This is a genomic window from Micromonospora sp. CA-246542 (genome assembly GCF_050942905.1).
Classification (GTDB): Bacteria; Actinomycetota; Actinomycetes; order Mycobacteriales; family Micromonosporaceae; genus Micromonospora.
The window spans coordinates 156,355-175,527 of record NZ_CP192040.1; the positions used below are offsets into that span (position 1 = coordinate 156,355).

Genomic DNA, 19,173 nt, shown 5'->3' on the forward strand with positions numbered 1-19,173 from the left:
GTCCTGGAGCAGGTCAGCGGTAGTCGTCCTCGTCCCCGGTGACCACCCGGGCCTGCTCCATGGCGTCCCAGTCGTCGACCTCCATGCCGCGGTGTGGCTCGCCGTCGACGTCGGCGGGGTCGACCGAGGTGGCCTGTTCGACCGCGTCGGCCGGCTCCGCCTCCGGATCGCGTTCGTCTGCGGCGAGGTGGTCGCCGGGGGTGAAGTCCTCGTCGGGCTGACCCATCGTCCCTCCCGGGGTCTCGGGGCACGGCTCCCACCACCGTACGGGCTGCGTCCGCTCCGCGCCGGCAAGCCGAGTCGGCCGAATCACCCCGGGACGGCGGGAGCCGGTGCCAGGATGGTGCCGTGGGCTTCCTCATCCGACTGGCGATCACCGCGGTCGCGTTGTGGGTGACCACGCTGATCGTGCCCGGGGTGGACGTGCACGGCCGCTCGGGTGGCAACACCGTGCTCACGCTGATCGTGGTGGCGCTCATCTTCGGTGTGATCAACGCCGTGCTCAAGCCGGTGATCAGGGTGGTCGGCTGTGTGTTCTACCTGCTCACCCTCGGCCTGTTCGCCCTGGTGGTGAACGCGCTGCTCTTCCTGCTCACCGACCGGATCGCGCGCGGGCTCGACCTGCCGTTCCAGGTGGACGGTTTCTGGGCGGCGTTCTGGGGAGCGATCGTGATGACCGTGGTCACCTGGCTGATCAGCGTGATCGTGCCGGACCGTCTGGACACCCGGTGAGGGGCTGACACCCCCTCGGTTGGTCCTGCGCACCTCACCTGCGGGATACTGCCGGGCGGAGGACAGCGCGGTCCGGCGCACAGACGAACAACAGCGGCCAGCACGGCCGAGAGTGGTAAGTAAGGAGCACATCACATGCCCATCGCTTCCCCCGAGGCCTACGCGGAGATGCTGGACCGCGCCAAGGCTGGCCGGTACGCGTACCCCGCGATCAACGTGACCTCCTCCCAGACGCTGAACGCGGCGCTCAAGGGCTTCGCCGACGCGGAGAGCGACGGCATCATCCAGGTCTCCACCGGTGGCGCGGAGTACCTGTCCGGTCCCTCGATCAAGGACATGGTCACCGGCGCGGTCGCGTTCGCCGCGTACGCGCACGAGGTGGCCAAGAAGTACTCGGTGAACATCGCCCTGCACACCGACCACTGCCCGAAGGACAAGCTGGACAAGTTCGTACGTCCGCTGATGGGCATCTCGCAGGAGCGCGTGAAGCGCGGCGAGGAGCCGCTGTACCAGTCGCACATGTGGGACGGCTCGGCCGTGCCGGTCGCCGAGAACCTGCAGATCGCTTCCCAGCTCCTCGACGAGGCCGCCAAGGCCAAGATCGTCCTGGAGATCGAGGTGGGCGTCGTCGGTGGTGAGGAGGATGGCGTCGAGAACGCCATCAACGACAAGCTCTACACCACCACCGAGGACGGCCTGGCCATGGTCGAGGCGCTCGGCCTCGGCGAGAAGGGCCGCTACATGGCGGCGCTGACCTTCGGCAACGTGCACGGCGTCTACAAGCCGGGCAACGTCAAGCTCCGCCCCGAGATCCTCAACCAGATCCAGGAGGCGGTCGGTGCCAAGTACGGCAAGGACAAGCCGCTGAGCCTGGTGTTCCACGGCGGCTCGGGCTCCCTGCTCAGCGAGATCCGTGAGGCGCTCGACTACGGCGTGGTGAAGATGAACATCGACACCGACACCCAGTACGCCTTCACCCGGCCCGTCGCCGACCACATGCTGCGCAACTACGACGGCGTGCTGAAGATCGACGGCGAGGTCGGCAACAAGAAGCAGTACGACCCGCGCGCCTGGGGCAAGGCCGCCGAGGCCGGCCTGGCCGCCCGGGTCGTCGAGGCGTGCGAGCACCTGCGCTCCACCGGCACCACGATGACCAAGTAGTTGCTTGAAAGGAAGGGCCCCCTGTCAACAGACGTCTGTTGACAGGGGGCCCTTCCTTTCACGCGGTCAGCAGGCGGACGGCTTCGCGGACGTCGTCGGTGAGGTGGATCGTCGACGACAGGTCACCGAACGGCGAGGCGGCCAGCAGCGGACGCAGCAACGCCTCCACCGGCAGCTCGCGCGTCCAGTAGGAGCGGTCCAGGAAGATGTACGCGCCACTGGCCCCGTCGGTGCCGTAGTAGGTCTTGGTGGCCGCCTGGAACACCTCCTGCACCGTGCCCGCCCGCCCCGGCGCGAACACGATGCCACCCCGGGCGAGGCGCAGGATCGTGTCCTCCCGGATCGCGTTCGAGAAGTACTTCGCGATCCGTCCCGCGAACAGGTTCGCCGGCTCGTGCCCGTACAGCCAGGTCGGGATGGCCAGCCCACCGGCCCGCGCCCAACCGAGGTCGTCGCCCCGCTGGCGGGGTACGCCCGCGTACCGCTGCCGGACCGTCAACGCCACCGCCGTGTACCGGTGGTGGTCGGTGAAGTCGGGCGCGGTGGCCAGCAGGTCGATCGCCGCGGTCAGGTCCGCCGCCGGTCGGTCCGCCAGGTAGGCGCCGAGGTTCGCGGCCTCCATCACCCCGGGACCGCCGCCGGTCACCACCAGCCGGTCGGCCCGCGCCAGCTCCCACCCCAGCACTGCCGCCATCCGGTACGGGGGCTGCCGCGCCGCACCGCGTGCCCGCCCATGATGCCCACCACCGACTGCGACCCGTGGGCGGTCAGCCAGGCCCGGGTGGCGTCACCCAGCGCGTTGTCCACGCCGTGGTCGTGCAGCCGCTGGCCGAGCGCCTCCTTCACGTCCGGCAGCGCGCCGCCGTGCGCCCGGTAGTGCTCGTACACCCGGGTGTCGTACATGCCGGAGAACCCGCCCTCGACGAACCCGGCGGCGAGGTCGTCCGGGGTGTAGAGGTGCGCCGGCTGGGTCGGGTACGGCAGCCCGGAGAACGGCGGCACCACGTTCGCGCCGCGCCGGACCAGGTCGGCGCCGACCTCCCGGGAGGCGAACCGGCAGCCGACGAAGAGAGCGCCGGTGACCTCGACTCCGGTCAGGTCGGGCACCGGGGCGAGGTCGAGGCGTAGCCCCTGCACGGTCAGCCCGGTCAGCCGGCCGGTGACCAGTTGCCGGTCGAATTCGTCCCGGGTCTGGATCTCGTCGGCGTGCAGGTGCGGTTCGATGACGTCGGTGGGTGGTGGGGTCGGCACCGGGCCATCCTGCCCCTTCGGCGGGGTCGGCCAAACCCCGGACGGCCCGGGACGCGACAGGAGCCCGGCGGTCGTGGCCACCGGGCTCCTGCGTAACCGGGTCCTGGGGAGGCTCCGGACCATTAGTTGTAGTGGAAAACACCTGGCGGCGGCATAGGCCGCAGGCGTGATGAACTCCTCAGCCGTTCAGCGGGACGCGTCCGCCGACCCGCTCGCATGTCGCCCTGTCCAGCGGGTTGAATGGGGCGATGCAGAACCTTTTGCCGGAGCCACCGGCCACCCTCCTGCCCGCGAACGACGAGGCCGACGCCGCCCTGGCCGCTGCCCAGGAGGCCGGCACCGACGAGGCGTACGCCGAGGTCGCGGCCCGCTTCCCGACCTTCAGCGCGGCGTGGGGCGCGCTCGCGGCCCGGGCGTTCGCGGCCGGCGCGGTGGTGACGGGCTACGCGTACGCGCGCACCGGCTACCACCGTGGCCTGGACCAGCTCCGCCGCAACGGCTGGAAGGGCCACGGACCCGTGCCGTGGTCCCACGAGCCCAATCGGGGCTTCCTGCGCTGCCTGTACGTGCTCTCCCGGGCCGCCGACGAGATCGGCGAGGCCGACGAGGCGGCCCGCTGCGCCCAGTTCCTGCGCGACTGCGACCCGGCAGCGGCGGACGCGCTCGCCAGCAACTGACCCCGTTCCGACGGCCGGCCCGGCACCGGGCCGGCCGTCGGCTGCTCAGAGCCCTTCGGCGACCGCTGCGGCGATCTTCAGCCAGGCGTCCCGGGTGGCCGCGGAAAGACCGCCGTACCGGATCGGCTCGCCGCTGTCGATGAGCCGCTCGTACGGCGCGAGCAACACCGCCCTGGTGCGAGCCGCGAAGTGCTCCTGGATGGCCGGCAGGTCGATCTCCTTGCGGGACGGCGGCATCGACACCACCGTCACCGCCTGCCGGACCAGCCGCTGCCGGCCGCTCTGCTCCAGGTGGTCCAGCATCCGGGCGGCGGTCTCCGCCGAGTCGTTACGGGCGGACATGGTGACCACGAGCTGGTCGGTGGCGTCCATCGACGCCTGCCAGTTCTGCGCCCGTACGTTGTTCCCGGTGTCCACGAAGATCAGCTTGTAGAACCGGCTGACCACCTCGCGGATCTCGGCGAACGCGGCTGCGGTCAACATCTCGCCGCCGGTGGCCGACTCGTCCGAGGCGAGTACGTCGAACATGCCCTCGCCCTGTGACCGCACGTACTGCGACAGGTCGCCGACCCGCCCGTGCGCGCCCTGGAACTGCCCGAGGTCGCGCAACATGTCGCGCACCGTGCGGGCGTGGAAGTCCTGCTGGGCGCGCATCCCGAGGGTGCCCTGGGTCTCGTTGTTGTCCCAGGCCAGCACGTAGCCGCCGCGCTTCTGACCGAACGTCATGGCGAGCAGCAGGATGGCCACCGTCTTACCCGCGCCGCCCTTCGGGTTGACCACGGTCACCTGCCGCAGCCCGCCGAAGTTGCGGCGCACCATCTCGATGTCCCGCTTGAGCTCCTGCTCGTGCCGCCCCGGAGAGAGCCGGAGCAGGCCCATCTTGTTGACCACCGCCCGTACGCCCATGGTGGCCACCGGGTCGGCGGGCCGGACCTGCCGACGGCGGGCGAAGTCCTCCGCCGTCGGCGCGGCCGTGGTCTCCGGCGTCCATGTGGCGTCCGGGTAGCCCGTGGCCGGCACCCGCGCCACCGGGTCGGTCTCCTGGTACTGCTGCGGCGGGCCCGGTGGAGTGCCCGCCGCGCCCTGCTGCCAGGGCGGCGGATACCAGCCCGGCGACGGGGGAACGGCCCCGGCGGCGGGGTCGGCACGGCGTCCTGCTGCGGTGGTTCCGCCGGGCCGGCCTGGCCGGGGATCGCCGCCTGACCGCCGTAGACCTGCCCCGCGTACGTCTGCCCCGCCGCGCCGCCGCTGTCGACGGCGGGTGTCGGCGCTGGCGGAACCGGCGGGGTGGGGATCGGTGGCGGCGGGATGTCGACCTGCTCCGGTGCCGACGGGGTCGGGCTGGCCGGTCGCTGCGGTGGATACGCCCAGGGTGATTCGGTCGCGGGCCGAGCGGCCCCGACGGCAGGCGCGGTCTCCCCGCCACCCTGCGACACCGGTTCCGCGGCCGGCCCTGCTGCGGTCGGGCCGGCCTTGCCCGCGTCCATTGCGGCTGGACCGGCAGCCGTGCCAGGGCTTGCGGTGGCCCCTACCTCGGCGGCTAGGACCGGCGGGCGGTCCAGGGAGAACGGCAGGTCCAGGTCCACGCCGCCGGACGGCCCGGGGACCGGGCCGGTGCCGGAGCCGTCCGGTGGCCCCGCCTCGGGCGGGCTGCCGGCTGCTTCAGTCGAGGCGGCAGTCGGTCCGGCGACGGTGCCTGCCGCTTCCGGTGCGGCACCGGCCGCCCCGGTGCCGGTTGCGCCGTTCGCGCCGCCGGGCGACGCGGCGGTGGCCGCCGGGTTCGGCGTGGCGCTGCCGGTGGGCGCAGTGCCGGGCCCGATGAGCCCGCCCACCGCGGGCGGTAGCGGTGGCGTCGGCGGTGCGGGCGGCGCCGAAGGAGCGGGCGACGTCGTCGACGCGGGTGACGCGGCCGGCGGGTCGGCCGGAGGCCAGCTCGGTTGCGCCGGCGCCCAGCCCGTGCCCGGCCCGCCCGGCCCGTTCGCGCCCCAGCCGGTCGGCGGTGGCACCGCCCCGGTCAGCGACGGATAGTCCGACGGAGACGGCGGCGGCAGGGCCGCCGCGCCCGGCTGCCCGGGGACGCCCGGACGGCCGACCGACGGCGCCGTGATCGGTGGTGCGGCGACCGGCGGCGACACGGCCGCCGGCGCGGACTGCGACGGGGCGACCCGCTGCTCGGCGACCGCCGCCCACGGCGGTACCACCTCTGCGCCCTGCTCGGCCGGATCCGGCGGCCACAGTGGTTCGATGTCCCGCTCCGGCACCGGCTGCTGGCCGGGCACCTGCGCCCGGTCGGCGTTCTTGTCCATTACGGTTCCTCCCCAGTCCTCCTGCGAGGATAGGCCCACCGGCCGACCGGGGCCGGTCGGCGCAACGGGGGTCAGACCACCCAGACCGCCCACGCACCCGGTTCGACCCACCACGAACGCTTGCGGGTCAGCTCACCCTCGACGCCGTCGTCGAGGTAGGGCACCTTTCCCTCGCGGGGCAGCACCGACACTGCCCGTCCGCGAGCCCGCCGCACTTCGAGGCGTACCCGCTTGCGACCCCACGCCGACCTGACGACCACCGGAACGGCCACCGCGACCTCGACCCGGCCGTCCGCCGGGTCCGGCGCGGCCAGCAACGTCACCTCGTCGAGCGACGCGTACCCGCCGGCGTTGCCGACCGCGCAGGCCAGCAACGGTTCGTCACCGTTCGTGAGGACGGTGTCGTCGACCTCCACCCGGGCCCGCCATTGCAGCGGCCGACCCGCGTCGTCGGCGGCCCCGAACAGGGCGCCGTCCAGGGTCACCGAGCCGCCGTCGTTGCGCAGCAGATCCAGCCGACGCGGCGTGCCGTCGAGCACCGCGGCCGCCACGGCCGCCGGGTCGCGGGGCAACCCGAGCTGCGCGGCCAGGTCCCGCTGGGCGCCGCCGCGCGCCGGGTCGAGCGGGAGTACGGCGACCGGCGGCAGGTCGGGCAGGGTCCGATCGTCGCGCAGGTCAGCCGGGCGACGGCTCGGCGCTGGCGCGTACCGCCGAACGAGCCGGCGCAGCACGGCGCGCAACTGACCGTCGCTGGCCGTGGCGACGACCAGCCGGGTCTTGCCGTCCGTGTCCGGCCAGGTGAGGCCGTCCGGACGGGCCGGGCCGTCGAGCTGCGCGAGTACGGCGTCGATCTCCGCGTCCGAGCGGGCGGTGACCATCTGCACCCGGGCACCCCGGGCGGTCAGCGCGTCGGCGCAGGCCAGCACCGGCACCCGGGGCCGGTCGGTGGCGCAACTGTCGGCGTCAGCCGGCGTCGGTCCGGTTCCGTCGACGCCCGCGCCGGTCGCGTCCGCGCCGCCGCAGCAGGCCTCGCCGCTGCCGCACCCGCCGGAAGCGTCCCGCTCCGACGAAAGGGTGAGCAGCACCACGTCGTACACCGAAGGAGCCTCCCGCCTCTCGACGCGACCCCTGCCGGTCGCGCCGTCACTACTTGTTAACCTGACACCCCGGGCTCGCCAACCGGTCGCCATCTGGCACCCGAGCCTTCTGGAGGCGGAAGAGATGCCAGCGATCGTGCTCATCGGCGCTCAGTGGGGCGACGAGGGCAAGGGCAAGGTTACCGACCTGCTGGGTGAGCGGGTCGACTACGTCGTGCGCTACTCCGGCGGCAACAACGCCGGGCACACGGTGATCACCCCGGACGGCCAGAAGTACGCGCTCCACCTGATGCCCTCCGGGGCGCTCTCGCCGAGCGCGATGATCGTCATCGGCAACGGCGTGGTCGTCGACCCGAAGGTGCTCCTCGCCGAGATCGACGGTCTCGCCGAGCGTGGCGTGGACGTGTCCCGGCTGCGGATCTCCGGTGACGCGCACCTCATCATGCCGCACCACCGGGCACTGGACCGGGTCGTCGAGCGGTACCTCGGCTCGTCCCGGATCGGTACCACCGGTCGGGGCATCGGCCCCGCGTACGGCGACAAGGTCGCCCGGATGGGCATCCGACTCCAGGACCTGCTCGACCCGGGCATCCTGCGCAAGAAGCTGGAACTCGCGCTGCGCGAGAAGAACCAGATGCTGTTCAAGGTCTACAACCGCAAGGCGATCGACCTCGAGGCCACCGTCGAGGAGTACCTGGAGTACGCGGAGCGGCTCAAGCCGTACATCGCCGAGACCCGGGCCATGCTCTGGGACGCCCTGGACCGGGACGAGACGGTGCTGTTGGAGGGCGCGCAGGCCACCATGCTGGACATGGACCACGGCACGTACCCCTTCGTGACCTCGTCCAACCCGACCGCCGGTGGCGCCTGCGTGGGCGCCGGCATCCCGCCGACCGCGATCAACCAGGTGATCGCGGTGAGCAAGGCGTACACCACGCGGGTCGGCTCCGGGCCGTTCCCGACTGAACTGTTCGACGCCAACGGCGCGCACCTGCGCAAGATCGGCGCGGAGTACGGCACCACCACCGGCCGGGAACGCCGGTGCGGGTGGTTCGACGCCGTGGTGGCCCGGTACGCCTGCCGCCTCAACGGTGTCACCGACCTGGTCATCACCAAGCTTGACGTGCTCACCGGGCTGCCGAAGGTGCCGATCTGCGTCGGTTACGAGATCAACGGCAAGCGGGTCGACGACATGCCGATGAGCCAGACGGACTTCCACCACGCCACCCCGGTGTACGAGGAGCTCGACGGGTGGTGGGAGGACATCACCAAGGCCCGCACCCCCGAAGACCTGCCCGAGAACGCCCGCCGCTACATCGCGAGGGTCGAAGAACTCTGCAACACGAGGGTGAGCGTCATCGGCGTAGGCCCAGGCCGAGACGAAAACGTAGTCCAACACCCCCTCCTCCCCTAACCCCCCGCCGCCCGCCCCCGGGTCCGGCCCCCGTGTCCTGCCCCGTTGATCAAGAGGTTTGCGTCAATTCCGAGCCGATTTCTGACGCAAACCTCTTGATCAACGGAGATCGGGCGTGCGGGTTATCCACAGGGCGCCGGGGGTTATCCACAGGGGCTTTGGTATGGGTGCCGCGGTGGGCAGGGTGTGGGGGTGGGACCACACCAGGTGCTTCGTGATGTAGCGGCCGGGCAGGACGGGATCGTCACCCTGACGCAGGCCCTGCGCGCCGGGCTGACGAGAGACAGGTTCGACAGTTGTGTCGGTCCGGCAGGTGGCAGGGGATCCTGCGCGGGTGCTACGTCCCGGAGGCAGAGTCGTCCGACTCGACGCTGCGGCGCGCCCGCATCCGGGCGGCGACCGAGAGCCTCGGGCCGACCGCCTTCGCGGTTCTCGACACCGCGCTCGAGGTGCACGGCATCGCCGGTCTGCGCCGGACGACGCAGGTTCACGTATCGGTGCCCGTCGACGGGCCTCGGCCTCAGCGCGCGCCGGCGCCCTGGCTGGTCGTACACCAGTTGACCGTCGGTACCGGCGACATCGTCACGGTCGCTGGTGTCCGGGCGACCTCCCCGCTCCGCACGATCTCGGACGTCATTCTGCGTGCTGACCGGTACTCGGCGGTCTCCGTTGTCGACTCGGCGCTCCACCAGGGTCTCGTCACGCCGGCCGACCTCAACGTGATCCCGCGTCTGGTTCGGGGGCGACGGGGCGCGGTCGCGGCGCGACCATGGCTGGCGGAGGCGGACGGGCGAGCCCAGTCGCCCCTGGAGACGCGTTCCCGACTCCGCTGCGTCGACGGTGGGGTGCCGCCGGACGCCTTGCAGTTGGAAGTGCGCGACGATGACGGATACCTGCTCGGTATCGGCGACCTCGGTTGGCGCGCGCCGAGGGTGATAGCGGAGGCCGATGGTCGCACCGCCCATGACACCCCGGAGGCGGCCTTCGCTGACCGCCGCCGTCAGAATCGCCTGGTCAACGCGGGCTGGACGATCCTCCGTTTCACCTGGCAGGACACCCTGCGCCCCGACTACATCCCCTGGACCGTCCGCAAGGCGATCATGAGGAACCAGGACCAACCGCGTCGATCAAGAGGTTCGCGTCAGATTCGCGCCTCTTCCTGACGCAAACCTCTTGATCACCGGGAGGCAGCGGGGGTGGGGGTGGGGTGGGCGGGGTGGCGGCGGGGATCGGGGGTGGGGAGGGGTGGGCGGTAGGATGGCGCGTTGTGCGGGTTCTCTTGGTGGGTGGTGGAGGGCGTGAGCATGCGCTTGCCCTCGGGTTGGTTCGCGATTCGGCTGTCGACGCGCTGATCGCCGCTCCAGGTAATCCGGGGATCGCCGAGGTCGCCGAGGTGAAGACCGTTGCCGCGACCGATCCGGCCGCCGTGGCGGCGCTGGCGGTGGAGACCGCAGCCGACCTGGTGGTGATCGGGCCGGAGGCGCCGCTGGTCGCCGGTGTCGCCGATGCCGTACGCGCCAAGGGCATCGCCGTTTTCGGCCCGTCGGCCGAGGCCGCCCAGTTGGAGGGTTCGAAGGCGTTCGCCAAGGACGTGATGACCGCCGCCGGCGTGCCGACCGCCCGGGCGTACGTCTGCACGGACGAGGAGAGCACCGCGCGTGCGCTCGACGAGTTCGGCGCGCCGTACGTGGTGAAGGACGACGGTCTCGCCGCCGGCAAGGGCGTGGTGGTGACCGACGACCGGTCCGCCGCGCTGGCGCACGCCGCCGAGTGTGGCCGGGTCGTGGTCGAGGAGTTCCTCGACGGTCCGGAGGTCAGCCTGTTCGTGGTCACCGACGGCGAGGCGGCCCTGCCGCTGCTGCCCGCGCAGGACTTCAAGCGGATCGGCGACGGCGACACCGGCCCAAACACGGGTGGCATGGGCGCGTACGCGCCGCTGCCGTGGGCACCGCCGGGCCTGGTCGACGACGTGATGCGCGACGTGGTCCACCCGACGCTGGCGGAGTTGCGCCGCCGGGGCACGCCGTTCGCGGGCCTGCTCTACGTCGGCCTGGCGATGACCGCCGCCGGCCCCCGGGTGATCGAGTTCAACGCGCGCTTCGGTGACCCGGAGACCCAGGTGGTGCTCGCGCTGCTGGAGACTCCCCTGGGTGGGTTGTTGCACGCGGCGGCCACCGGCACGTTGGCCGAGCACCCGCCGCTGCGCTGGCGGGACGGCGCCGCCGTCACCGTGGTGCTCGCCGCGCAGGGCTACCCGGCCGCGCCGCGCACCGGCGATGTGATCACCGGCGCGGACCGGCCGGGCATCATCCACGCGGGCACCGCCCGTCGGGCCGGCGACGGCGCGTTGCTGTCCGCCGGCGGCCGGGTTCTCTGTGGTACGGCCACCGGGCGCGACCTCGCGGCTGCCCGGGACGCGGCGTACGCGCTGGTGGACGGGGTGGAGTTGGCGGGCTCGCAGCACCGCACCGACATCGCCGCCGCCGCGATCGACGGCCGGATCACGATTCCCGGCTGAAGCCGTTGGCCGCTCCGGCATTGGCCGGCCCAGCGCGGCCAGCGTCGAGGTCGACGAGCTGAAGCCGCTTCTCGGCGTGGGTCAGGCCGGGGTCGTCGAATCCACGCCCCGACGCCGGATCGGGGCGCGTCGCCACCACGTCAGGCACCGCCACGCCCACTCGACCGGGCCGTACCGGAACGACCGCAGCCAGAGCACGCTCCACACCGCCTGGACGATGATGATGGCGACGGTCAGTCCCACGATTCGGGGCAGGTCGCGGGTGCTGTCGATGCCCAGCGGTGGACCGGCGAGCAGGAACAACGCGGTGGCGCTCAGGTAGTTCGTCAGGGCCATCCGGCCCATCGGCGACAACACCGCGGACAGCGCCGGTCCGACCCGCGTGTGTAGCAGCAGCACCAGACCGCAGCAGTACGCGAGGCCGGTGGCGATGCCGGCGAGCGGGGGTAGCAGGCTCACGCCGCCGCCTGGCCCGCCGAGGACGTTGACGAACGGCAGGTCCACCTCGCGGAGGGTCAGCACGATCCAGGTCACCGCGAGCGCGGCGAGGACGACGAACGCGGTCGCCACCCGGGCGACGCGACGATCGAGCGCGGCCGGCACGCCCAGCTCTGCCAGCGCGTAGCCGAGGGCGAGCAGGCCCGGGATGGGCCCGTAACCGACGACGAGTTGCGCGCCGACGAGCAGCAGCAGTACCGCGACGACGAGGGCCGCGCGCCCGCCGAGGTAACTCAGCGGCAGCAGTACGAGAAGACCGGCCAACGCGTACGCGGTCAGTGCCTCGCCGGGGTGGACGACGAAGTGCGCGAGACCGATCAGCAGGAGGACGACCAGTCGGCGGGCGAGCACCACGCGGGGCCGGGTGGTCCGGGTCGCGGCGCGTCGGAGGAAGATGCCGAAGCCGACACCGAACAGGATCGAGAAGATCGGATAGAACCGCTCGTAGAAGAGCAGTTGCACCGCCTCGGGTAGCTGCGACGAGGTGCCGGCCGCCTCGCCGCGGAAGACGACCTGCTGGTAGATGTTGATGATCAGGATGCCGCAGAGCGCGAAGCCGCGCAGCGCGTCCAGCGCGCCGATCCGTGGCCCGACGGTGGAGACGTCGGTCGATTCCGGTGGCCGGTCAGTCGTCCGTACCGATTCGGTCATGGGTCGATCCCACCGTGGGGCCGCCGAGCGTCGTCAGCGGAGAAAGTCGTGACCGCTACCTCCTTTCGTCGTATGCCGGTCGTGGTTCGTCGGGTCCCCGCACGCGTGGCGGGCCGTTTTCCGGGCGCCCCGTTACCCTGCTGCCATGGGCCGAGACCGGGTGTTCCGGGTCGCCGTGGACGTGCTGTTGGCGCTTCTGGCGACAGCGGCCGGCGGTGGGCTGGAACTGGCGGATCGGGACGTCGACACCAAGCTGATCGCCGCACCCACCTGGGCCTACGTGGCCGCTCAGGTGGCCGCCGCGCTCATGCTGCTGATGCGTCGGCAACGCCCGTACACCGCCGCGCTGACCATCGCCGGGATCAGCCTCTTCGCGCCGGCCTGGGCGGCCGTCCTCGTTCCGTATGCCGTCACGGCGTACGGCCGGGGTCGACGGTGGCGACAGTGGACGGTGCTCGGGCTGCTGACGGTGGCGTTCCTGGCGGGGGCGAGCGCGTGGTCGATCGACGACCCGTTCACCGCGCCGACCGTCATCCTCGCCGCAGCGGTTCTGGGCATGTACGTCCGGGCCCGGCGGAGCCTGCTGGCGGAGTTGACCGACCGGGCGGAGCGGGCCGAGCGGGAGCGCCTGCTCCTGGCCGATCAGGCGCGCGCCGAGGAACGGGTGCGGCTCGCCGCCGAGATGCACGACGTGGTGACCCACCGGATCAACCTCATGGTGTTGCAGGCGGGCGCGCTTCGGGTCACCACCACCGATCCGACGGCCCGGGCGGCGGCCGAGGAACTGCGGGCGACCGGCTGCCAGGCCTTGACCGAGCTGCGCGACCTGGTTGGGGTGCTGCGGGGCGAGGACGGACACCCACGGGTCGATCCGGTCCCGGACGACACCCCCGAGTTGGTCCGGTTGGTCGACGACTCCCGTGCGGTCGGTCTACCGGTGCGGCTCGCCGAAGTCGGCGACCCGGAGGGACTCTCGGCGACGGTACGCAGAACGCTGTTCCGGCTGGTCCAGGAGTCGCTGACGAACGTGCACAAGCACGCGCCGGGTGCCACCGCCACCGTGTCGATCGAGTACGGCGGGCAGACGGTGCTCGTCACGGTGTCGAACACCCCGGCGGGTCGGTCACCCGACGGTGCCCTGGCTGCCGCCGGTGGTGGCACCGGCCTGGCCGGCTTGCGGCACCGCGTCGAGGTGCTCGGCGGGACCTTCGCGGCCGGACCGACGGGGTCGGGTGGCTTCGCCGTTCACGCGACGCTGCCGGTGCGGGTGTCGACGGCGGTGCGGTCGTGATCCGGGTACTCGTCGTCGACGACGAGCGGATGGTCTGTGCCCACCTGCGCACGATCCTCGGGTCCGCGCCGGACCTGACGGTCGTCGGCGAGGCGTACGACGGGGCGGACGCGGTGGAGGCCTCGGTCCGACTACGCCCCGACGTGGTGCTGATGGACCTGCGGATGCCGGGCGTCGACGGGATCAGCGCCACCGAGCGGATCATGACGCTGCCGTCGCCGCCACGGGTTCTGGCCCTCACCACGTTCGACCTGGACGACTACGTGACCGGCGCGCTCCGGGCCGGCGCGGTCGGCTTCCTGCTCAAGTCGACGTCGCCCGACGATCTGCTCGCCCTGGTACGGGTGGCGGCGGCCGGGCACACGGTGCTCTCCGCGGTGGCGGCTGACCGCCTCGTCGCGCAGACGGCGCGGAGCCAGCGTGCCCGTGACCTGCTTCTGTCGCTCACCGAGCGCGAGGTGGAAGTGCTGGAGAGCCTCGGGGCCGGCCGATCGAACCAGCAGATCGCCCGCCGCCTGCACCTGTCCGAGGCCACCGTCAAGGGCTACGTCTCCCGGCTCCTGGTCAAGCTCGGTTGCGCCAACCGGACCCAGGCGGCGCTGCTGGCGCAGGAGGCGGGTCTGGGCCCACGTCGGTGAGGCCGTCGGCGCACCCGGCTGATCAGCCGTAGTAGCGGCGCAGCTCGCGCGCGAGGACCTTGCCGGTGGCGTTGCGGGGCAGGTACTTCACGTAGACCACGTCCCGGGGTACGGAGTAGCGGGCCAGGTAGTGCCGGACGTACTCGCGGACCGCCTCGGGGTCGAGCGTCTCGCCGGGGTGCAGGGCGAGGAACGCGGCCAGTCGCTGGCCGTACTCGGGGTCGGGTACGCCGATCACGGCGGCCTCGCGTACCTGCGGTAGCTGGGCGAGCAGGTCCTCCACCTCGGACGGGAACACGTTCTCGCCCCCGGAGACGATCATGTCGTCGGCCCGGCCGTCCACGAAGAGCAGCCCGTCGGGGTTGAGCCGGCCGAGGTCGCCGGTGTCGAGCAACCCGTCGCGGGTCTCCCGGGTGGCACCCGAGGTGTAACCCTCGAAGAGCATCTCGTTGCCGACGAAGATGCGCCCGACCTGCCCCTGCGGCACCGGTTGGCCGGCGTTGTCGAGCAGTTCCAGTCGGGTGCCGTGCGGTGGCCGGCCGGCCGTGGTGGGTGCCTGGCGCAGGTCCGCCGGGTTCGCGATGGACGCCCAGGAGACCTCGGTGGATCCGTACAGGTTGTAGAGGACGTCCCCGTACGCGTCCATGAACTTCGGTGCGAGCCCGCCGGGCAGGGCCGATCCGCTGACCGCGACGACCTTGAGCGTGGGGCGCGGGTCCGGCGGGGGCACCTCCAGCAGCCGCTGGAGCATCACGGGTACGGCGAAGAGGGCGTCGCAGCGGTGGGTGACCAGGGCGGCGAGCGTGGCGGCCGGGTCGAAGCGGCGGTGTAGCACGATGGTGGCCCGCAGCGCGAAGCACACCTGGAGCGCGGCGAATCCCCAGGTGTGGAAGATCGGGGCGGCGATCAGCACCCGGTCCTTCGTGTGCAGGGGTATGCGGTCGATGATGGACACGAGCGGCCCGAAGCCGCTGGGTGTGGGACGGCGGGCGCCCTTGGGAGCGCCGGTGGTGCCCGAGGTCAGCACGATGATCCGGCCGTCGCGTTCCGGCGGGTGCAGCTCGCCCGGTAGCGCCCCGGCCACCAGTTCCTCACGGGCACGCTCGTCGAGGCGGGGCAGTTCGGCGGGCAGGCCGAGGACCCGTTCGGCGAACTCGTCGTCGTGCACCAACAGCCGCAGCCGTTGTTCCTCGGCGACGGTCGCCAGTTGGGCGGCGGAGAGGCCCGTGTTGACGAGCACCGCGTCGACGCCGAGCAGCGTCGCCGCGACGATCGTCTCGATGAGTCCGTGGTGGTTGCGGCAGAGGACGCCGATCCGGTCGCCGGGTTGTACGCCGAGCCCGGCCCGCATCGACCGGGCCATCCGCTCAGCCCGGTCGAGGAGTGCCTGGTAGGTCAGCTCGCCGCCGTCCTCGTCGATGATCGCCGGTCGTCCGGGGTCGCGGGCGGCCGCCTGGCGTAGTTCGCCGGCGAGGCTCCATCCCCAGGTACGCAACGCGTTGAGCTGCGAGGCGATCCGGACCGGGCGGCCCGGGGTGAGCAGACCGCGACGGGTCAGCGTGGTGACGACGAACGGCAGGTCCATGCCGCAGACCTCCTTGGGGGTGGTACGCGGACAGCCCCATCCGGCGGGGCGTCTTCCTTGATCATGCACCCGACGCGCCGGGCGGCCCAGCCGACGTCGGCGTGGGGTGACGTAGTCGGCACGGTTAGGCAGGAGCAAGATCGCCGGGTACGGGTCTGGCGGCACCGACCTGGGCACGCGCCGACCGGTCGGGCCGCCGGCCGGAGCGGCCGCCGACCCGACGCTGGTCGGGGCGCGAGGAGCGGAGGGTCAGCGGATCTGCATGCCGGAGATCGCTCGGGAGATGACCAGTCGCTGGATCTCGGACGTACCCTCGAAAATGGTGTAGATCTTGGCGTCGCGGTACCAGCGCTCGACCGGGTGGTCGCGCAGGAACCCGGCGCCGCCGAGCAGTTGTACGGCCTTCTCGGTGACGGACACCGCGACCTCGCCGGCCTTGAGCTTCGACATCGAGCCCTCGCCCGCGGTGAACGGGCGGTTGTTGCGGCCCATCCAGGAGGCCCGCCAGACCAGCAGTCGCGCGGCGTCGATCTCCATCCGCATGTCGGCCAGCGCGAACGCGACGGCCTGGTTCTCGATGATCGGCCGTCCGAACTGGACCCGGTCCTTGGCGTAGTCGAGGGCGTACTCGTAGGCGGCGCGCGCCACGCCGAGTGCCTGCGCGCCAACGGTGGGTCGGGTCAGCTCGAAGGTACGCATCGCGGCCTGCCCGGTGGCGCGTTGCCCGGAGCGGGCCCGGGCCAGGCGTTCGTCCAGGGCGTCCTTGCCGCCGAGCAGGCAGCGGCCGGGCACGCGTACCTCGTCGAGGAAGACGTCGGCGGTGTGTGACGCGCGCAGGCCGAGCTTGCGCAGCTTGCGGGTCGCGGCCAGGCCGGGCGTGCCCGGCGGTACGACGAACGCCGCCTGACCGCGCGAGCCGAGCGTGGGATCCACGGAGGCGGTGACCACGTGCACTCCGGCGATGCCGCCGTTGGTGGCGTACGCCTTCTGGCCGGTGAGCACCCACTCGTCGGTGGCCTCGTCGTGGACGGCCCGGGTGCGCATCGCGCTGACGTCGGAACCGGCCTCGGGTTCGCTGCTGCAGAACGCGGCGACGGCGGGCGAGTCGACGTCGCCGAAGCACTGCGGCACCCACTCGACCAGCTGGTCCGGGGTGCCGGTGCCGTAGATGGCGGCGACGGCGAGCGAGGTGCCGAAGATGCTCAGGCCGATGCCGGCGTCACCCCAGAAGAGTTCCTCGCTGGCGATGGGCAGGGACAGTCCGGTCGGGTCGGCCCAGCAGGTGGCGAGGAACTCGAAGCCGTAGAGGCCGACCTTGGCGGCCTCCTGGATCACCGGCCACGGGGTTTCCTCGCGTTCGTCCCACTCGGCGGCGGCCGGGCGCACGACCTCGGCGGCGAAGCCGTGCACCCAGTCGCGTAGATCCCGCTGTTCCTCGTTCAGGTCGAGCGAGAACTCGGCCATGTCAGGCCTTGGGGATGTCGAACAGGTTGGCGATGTTGGCGGCGAGGCCGAGGTCGCCCTTCGCCTTCAGCTTGCCGGTCATGAACATCATGACCGGGTTGGCGCCGCCGGAGACGATCTTCAGGAACTCGACCGGGCCCATGGTGAGGCTGAGCTTCGGGTCGTGCTGCGGGGTCTCGTTCACCTCGCACTTGCCGTCGGCGATGGCCACCTCGTAGGTGTCGCTGCCGCCGTCCGGGCGACCGGTGATGATCCAGTGGATGACCGCGTTGGTGGAGCCGGCCCGGTCCGCGCGGAACAGCGACGGCATCCGGCCGAACACCTCACCGAGGACCTTGCCGCGCAGCTCGCCGGCCATCACCTGGGCGATCTTGTCGTCCGGGGTGGACTTGACCAGCTGGGCGAACTCCTTGGGCCCGACGTTGGCGAAGTTGGCCGGGTCGAAGTCAGTCATGAGACGCGCCTTCCGGAAGATTTGGCTACTCGTGCGTAACCCTACGCACGAGTAGGTATGCTCGCAAGGTGTCCACGCCTCCCGCGTTCAAGCGCCTGCCGCGCGCCGTACGCGAGCAACAGATGCTCGACGCGGCCGTGAAGGTCTTCTCCCGGCGCGGCTTCCACGCCGCCAGCATGGACGAGATCGCGGAGGACGCCGGCATCTCCAAACCCATGGTGTACGCGTACCTCGGCACCAAGGAGGAGCTCTTCGTCGCCTGCCTGCACCGGGAGGGGACCCGGATGATGCAGGCCATCGCCGGTGCCGCCGCCCCCGACCTGCCGGCCGACGAGCGGCTGTGGCGTGGGCTGAAGGCGTTCTTCGGCTTCGTGGGCGCACACCGCGACGGCTGGGCGGTGCTCTACCGGCAGGCCCGCGGCGAACAGCCGTTCGCCGGTGAACTGGCCACCATGCGCGCCCGGCTGGTCGAGGTGGTCGCCGGGATGCTCGACCACGCGCTGCGCGAGGAGGGTCGCGAGATCGCGCCCACCGACCTGGAGGTCGTCGCGTACGCCCTGGTCGGCGCGACCGAGTCGCTGGCCGACTGGCTCGCCGACCACCCGGAGGCCGACCCGGAGAAGACGGCCACCCGGATGATGAACGTGGCCTGGCTCGGCGCCGCCCAGCTTCTGCACGGCGTCACCTGGCGTCCGCCGGTCGACTGACGGCCTCGGCGGAGAAAGCCTCGGTGTCCGGCGTCGCACGGCGGCGGTTGCGCAGCCAGCGGGCCACCTCGACCACCACCGTCACCGTCAGGGCCAGGCCCAGACCGAGCAGGAGACCCCGGAGAGGGTCCTGCTCGAACGCCAGCCCGCCGACGTAGCCGACGAGCGCCGAGTAGAGCCCCCACGAGCCGGCGGCGAGCGCGTCGAAGGCCAGGAAACGTCGCCGGGGGAACCGCACCGCACCCATGGTGAGGGTGACTGCGGTCCGGCCGCCCGGTACGTAGCGGGCCACGGTGAGGATCAGACCACCGCGCGTCGCGATGCCCCGACGGGCCCGGTCGATGGCCCTTGCGCGTCGGCCGTCGGGCGGCAGCCGGCCGAGCAGTCGCGCTCCGCCGCCCCGCCCGATGGCGTACGAGACGTGGTCGCCGACGAGCGCCCCGGCGGCGGCCACCAGGATGACCGCGGGCAGGTACGGCGTTCCCGAGGCGGCGAACACCCCGGCCGTGATCACCGCCGTCTCGCTCGGCACCACCGGAAAGAAGCCGTCGAGCACCGCGATCGCGAAGAGCGCCAGGTACACCCAGGGCGAGGACATCGTGTCGTGCAGCAGGTCGAGCAGATCCATGATCCTGATGCTGCTGTCCGGGGCGGCCCCCGCCATCGGCCAGTGGTCAGGCGGGCGACACTACTTAGGTAGCTGTCGGCCCGGACGACGACTCAGGGTGT

At 72.1% G+C, this 19,173-nt stretch carries 17 protein-coding genes and 2 pseudogenes; 10 read left to right on the plus strand and 9 right to left on the minus strand.

The features are described from left to right. Positions 1-13: 13 nt before the first annotated feature. Complete coding sequence (locus tag ACQP0N_RS00755; RefSeq protein WP_433116748.1) at positions 14-226, minus strand: hypothetical protein; 213 nt, start codon at positions 224-226, stop codon at positions 14-16. A gap of 122 nt (positions 227-348) precedes the next feature. Here ACQP0N_RS00755 and ACQP0N_RS00760 point away from each other — a divergent pair, with 122 nt between their 5' ends. Further along, complete coding sequence (locus ACQP0N_RS00760; protein WP_355048446.1) at positions 349-732, plus strand: phage holin family protein; 384 nt, start codon at positions 349-351, stop codon at positions 730-732. Positions 733-867: 135 nt separating this feature from the next. Then, the gene (fbaA, locus tag ACQP0N_RS00765) at positions 868-1,893 is read left to right on the plus strand and encodes a class II fructose-bisphosphate aldolase (protein WP_425891275.1); all 1,026 of its coding nucleotides are present in this window, start codon (positions 868-870) and stop codon (positions 1,891-1,893) included. Positions 1,894-1,951: 58 nt separating this feature from the next. On the opposite strand, the pseudogene ACQP0N_RS00770 reads toward fbaA, so the two are convergent. After that, positions 1,952-3,144, minus strand: a pseudogene (locus tag ACQP0N_RS00770) (LOG family protein). 248 nt (positions 3,145-3,392) lie between these two features. Between ACQP0N_RS00770 and ACQP0N_RS00775 the strand changes: the two are divergent. Continuing rightward, complete coding sequence (locus ACQP0N_RS00775; RefSeq protein ID WP_355048444.1) at positions 3,393-3,821, plus strand: DUF3151 domain-containing protein; 429 nt, start codon at positions 3,393-3,395, stop codon at positions 3,819-3,821. Between the two features lie 45 nt (positions 3,822-3,866). Here the strand turns inward: ACQP0N_RS00775 and ACQP0N_RS00780 are convergent. Further along, positions 3,867-5,653 (minus strand): annotated as a pseudogene (locus tag ACQP0N_RS00780) (chromosome partitioning protein). On the opposite strand from ACQP0N_RS00780, the gene ACQP0N_RS00785 reads away from it, so the two are divergent. Next, the gene (locus tag ACQP0N_RS00785; RefSeq protein WP_433121913.1) at positions 5,550-5,849 is read left to right on the plus strand and encodes a hypothetical protein; all 300 of its coding nucleotides are present in this window, start codon (positions 5,550-5,552) and stop codon (positions 5,847-5,849) included. The pseudogene ACQP0N_RS00780 and the gene ACQP0N_RS00785 sit on opposite strands and share 104 nt — an antisense overlap. A 349-nt stretch (positions 5,850-6,198) precedes the next feature. Here the strand turns inward: ACQP0N_RS00785 and ACQP0N_RS00790 are convergent, their stop codons facing one another. Further along, positions 6,199-7,224: a hypothetical protein gene (locus ACQP0N_RS00790; RefSeq protein ID WP_433116751.1), complete on the minus strand. Its 1,026-nt coding sequence runs from the start codon at positions 7,222-7,224 to the stop codon at positions 6,199-6,201. A gap of 124 nt (positions 7,225-7,348) precedes the next feature. Here ACQP0N_RS00790 and ACQP0N_RS00795 point away from each other — a divergent pair, with 124 nt between their 5' ends. The 3 genes from ACQP0N_RS00795 to purD all read left to right on the plus strand — a co-directional run bounded on the left by ACQP0N_RS00795 (position 7,349) and on the right by purD (position 11,156). Further along, a complete protein-coding gene (locus ACQP0N_RS00795) occupies positions 7,349-8,638 on the plus strand; it encodes an adenylosuccinate synthase (protein ID WP_433116753.1) in 1,290 nt (429 codons plus the stop codon). Between the two features lie 449 nt (positions 8,639-9,087). Then, positions 9,088-9,801, plus strand: coding sequence for a DUF559 domain-containing protein (locus ACQP0N_RS00800; RefSeq protein WP_433116755.1), 714 nt, complete (start codon positions 9,088-9,090; stop codon positions 9,799-9,801). 104 nt (positions 9,802-9,905) lie between these two features. Beyond that, positions 9,906-11,156, plus strand: coding sequence for a phosphoribosylamine--glycine ligase (purD, locus tag ACQP0N_RS00805; RefSeq protein WP_433116757.1), 1,251 nt, complete (start codon positions 9,906-9,908; stop codon positions 11,154-11,156). Positions 11,157-11,237: 81 nt separating this feature from the next. On the opposite strand, the gene ACQP0N_RS00810 is transcribed toward purD, so the two are convergent. Next, the gene (locus ACQP0N_RS00810; RefSeq protein WP_433116759.1) at positions 11,238-12,305 is read right to left on the minus strand and encodes a DUF418 domain-containing protein; all 1,068 of its coding nucleotides are present in this window, start codon (positions 12,303-12,305) and stop codon (positions 11,238-11,240) included. Between the two features lie 145 nt (positions 12,306-12,450). Here ACQP0N_RS00810 and ACQP0N_RS00815 point away from each other — a divergent pair, with 145 nt between their 5' ends. Beyond that, positions 12,451-13,596, plus strand: a complete 1,146-nt coding sequence (locus ACQP0N_RS00815) for a sensor histidine kinase (RefSeq protein ID WP_433116761.1) — start codon at positions 12,451-12,453, stop codon at positions 13,594-13,596. After that, the gene (locus ACQP0N_RS00820) at positions 13,593-14,234 is read left to right on the plus strand and encodes a response regulator (RefSeq protein WP_433116763.1); all 642 of its coding nucleotides are present in this window, start codon (positions 13,593-13,595) and stop codon (positions 14,232-14,234) included. Before ACQP0N_RS00815 ends, ACQP0N_RS00820 begins: the two co-directional genes overlap by 4 nt. Positions 14,235-14,256: 22 nt before the next feature. Here ACQP0N_RS00820 and ACQP0N_RS00825 read toward each other — a convergent pair whose 3' ends face one another. From ACQP0N_RS00825 to ACQP0N_RS00835, 3 genes are all read right to left on the minus strand, one after another. After that, the gene (locus ACQP0N_RS00825; protein WP_433116765.1) at positions 14,257-15,819 is read right to left on the minus strand and encodes an AMP-binding protein; all 1,563 of its coding nucleotides are present in this window, start codon (positions 15,817-15,819) and stop codon (positions 14,257-14,259) included. 249 nt (positions 15,820-16,068) lie between these two features. Continuing rightward, the gene (locus ACQP0N_RS00830; RefSeq protein ID WP_433116767.1) at positions 16,069-17,283 is read right to left on the minus strand and encodes an acyl-CoA dehydrogenase family protein; all 1,215 of its coding nucleotides are present in this window, start codon (positions 17,281-17,283) and stop codon (positions 16,069-16,071) included. A 1-nt stretch (position 17,284) separates the two neighbouring features. Beyond that, entirely contained in the window at positions 17,285-17,737 is a 453-nt protein-coding gene (locus tag ACQP0N_RS00835) for an SCP2 sterol-binding domain-containing protein (RefSeq protein WP_355048433.1), read from the minus strand. A gap of 68 nt (positions 17,738-17,805) precedes the next feature. On the opposite strand from ACQP0N_RS00835, the gene ACQP0N_RS00840 reads away from it, so the two are divergent. Further along, positions 17,806-18,444, plus strand: a complete 639-nt coding sequence (locus tag ACQP0N_RS00840; RefSeq protein ID WP_355048432.1) for a TetR/AcrR family transcriptional regulator — start codon at positions 17,806-17,808, stop codon at positions 18,442-18,444. Here ACQP0N_RS00840 and ACQP0N_RS00845 read toward each other — a convergent pair. Then, a complete protein-coding gene (locus ACQP0N_RS00845; protein ID WP_433116771.1) occupies positions 18,419-19,072 on the minus strand; it encodes a DedA family protein in 654 nt (217 codons plus the stop codon). The genes ACQP0N_RS00840 and ACQP0N_RS00845 overlap by 26 nt on opposite strands. Positions 19,073-19,173 lie beyond the last annotated feature (101 nt).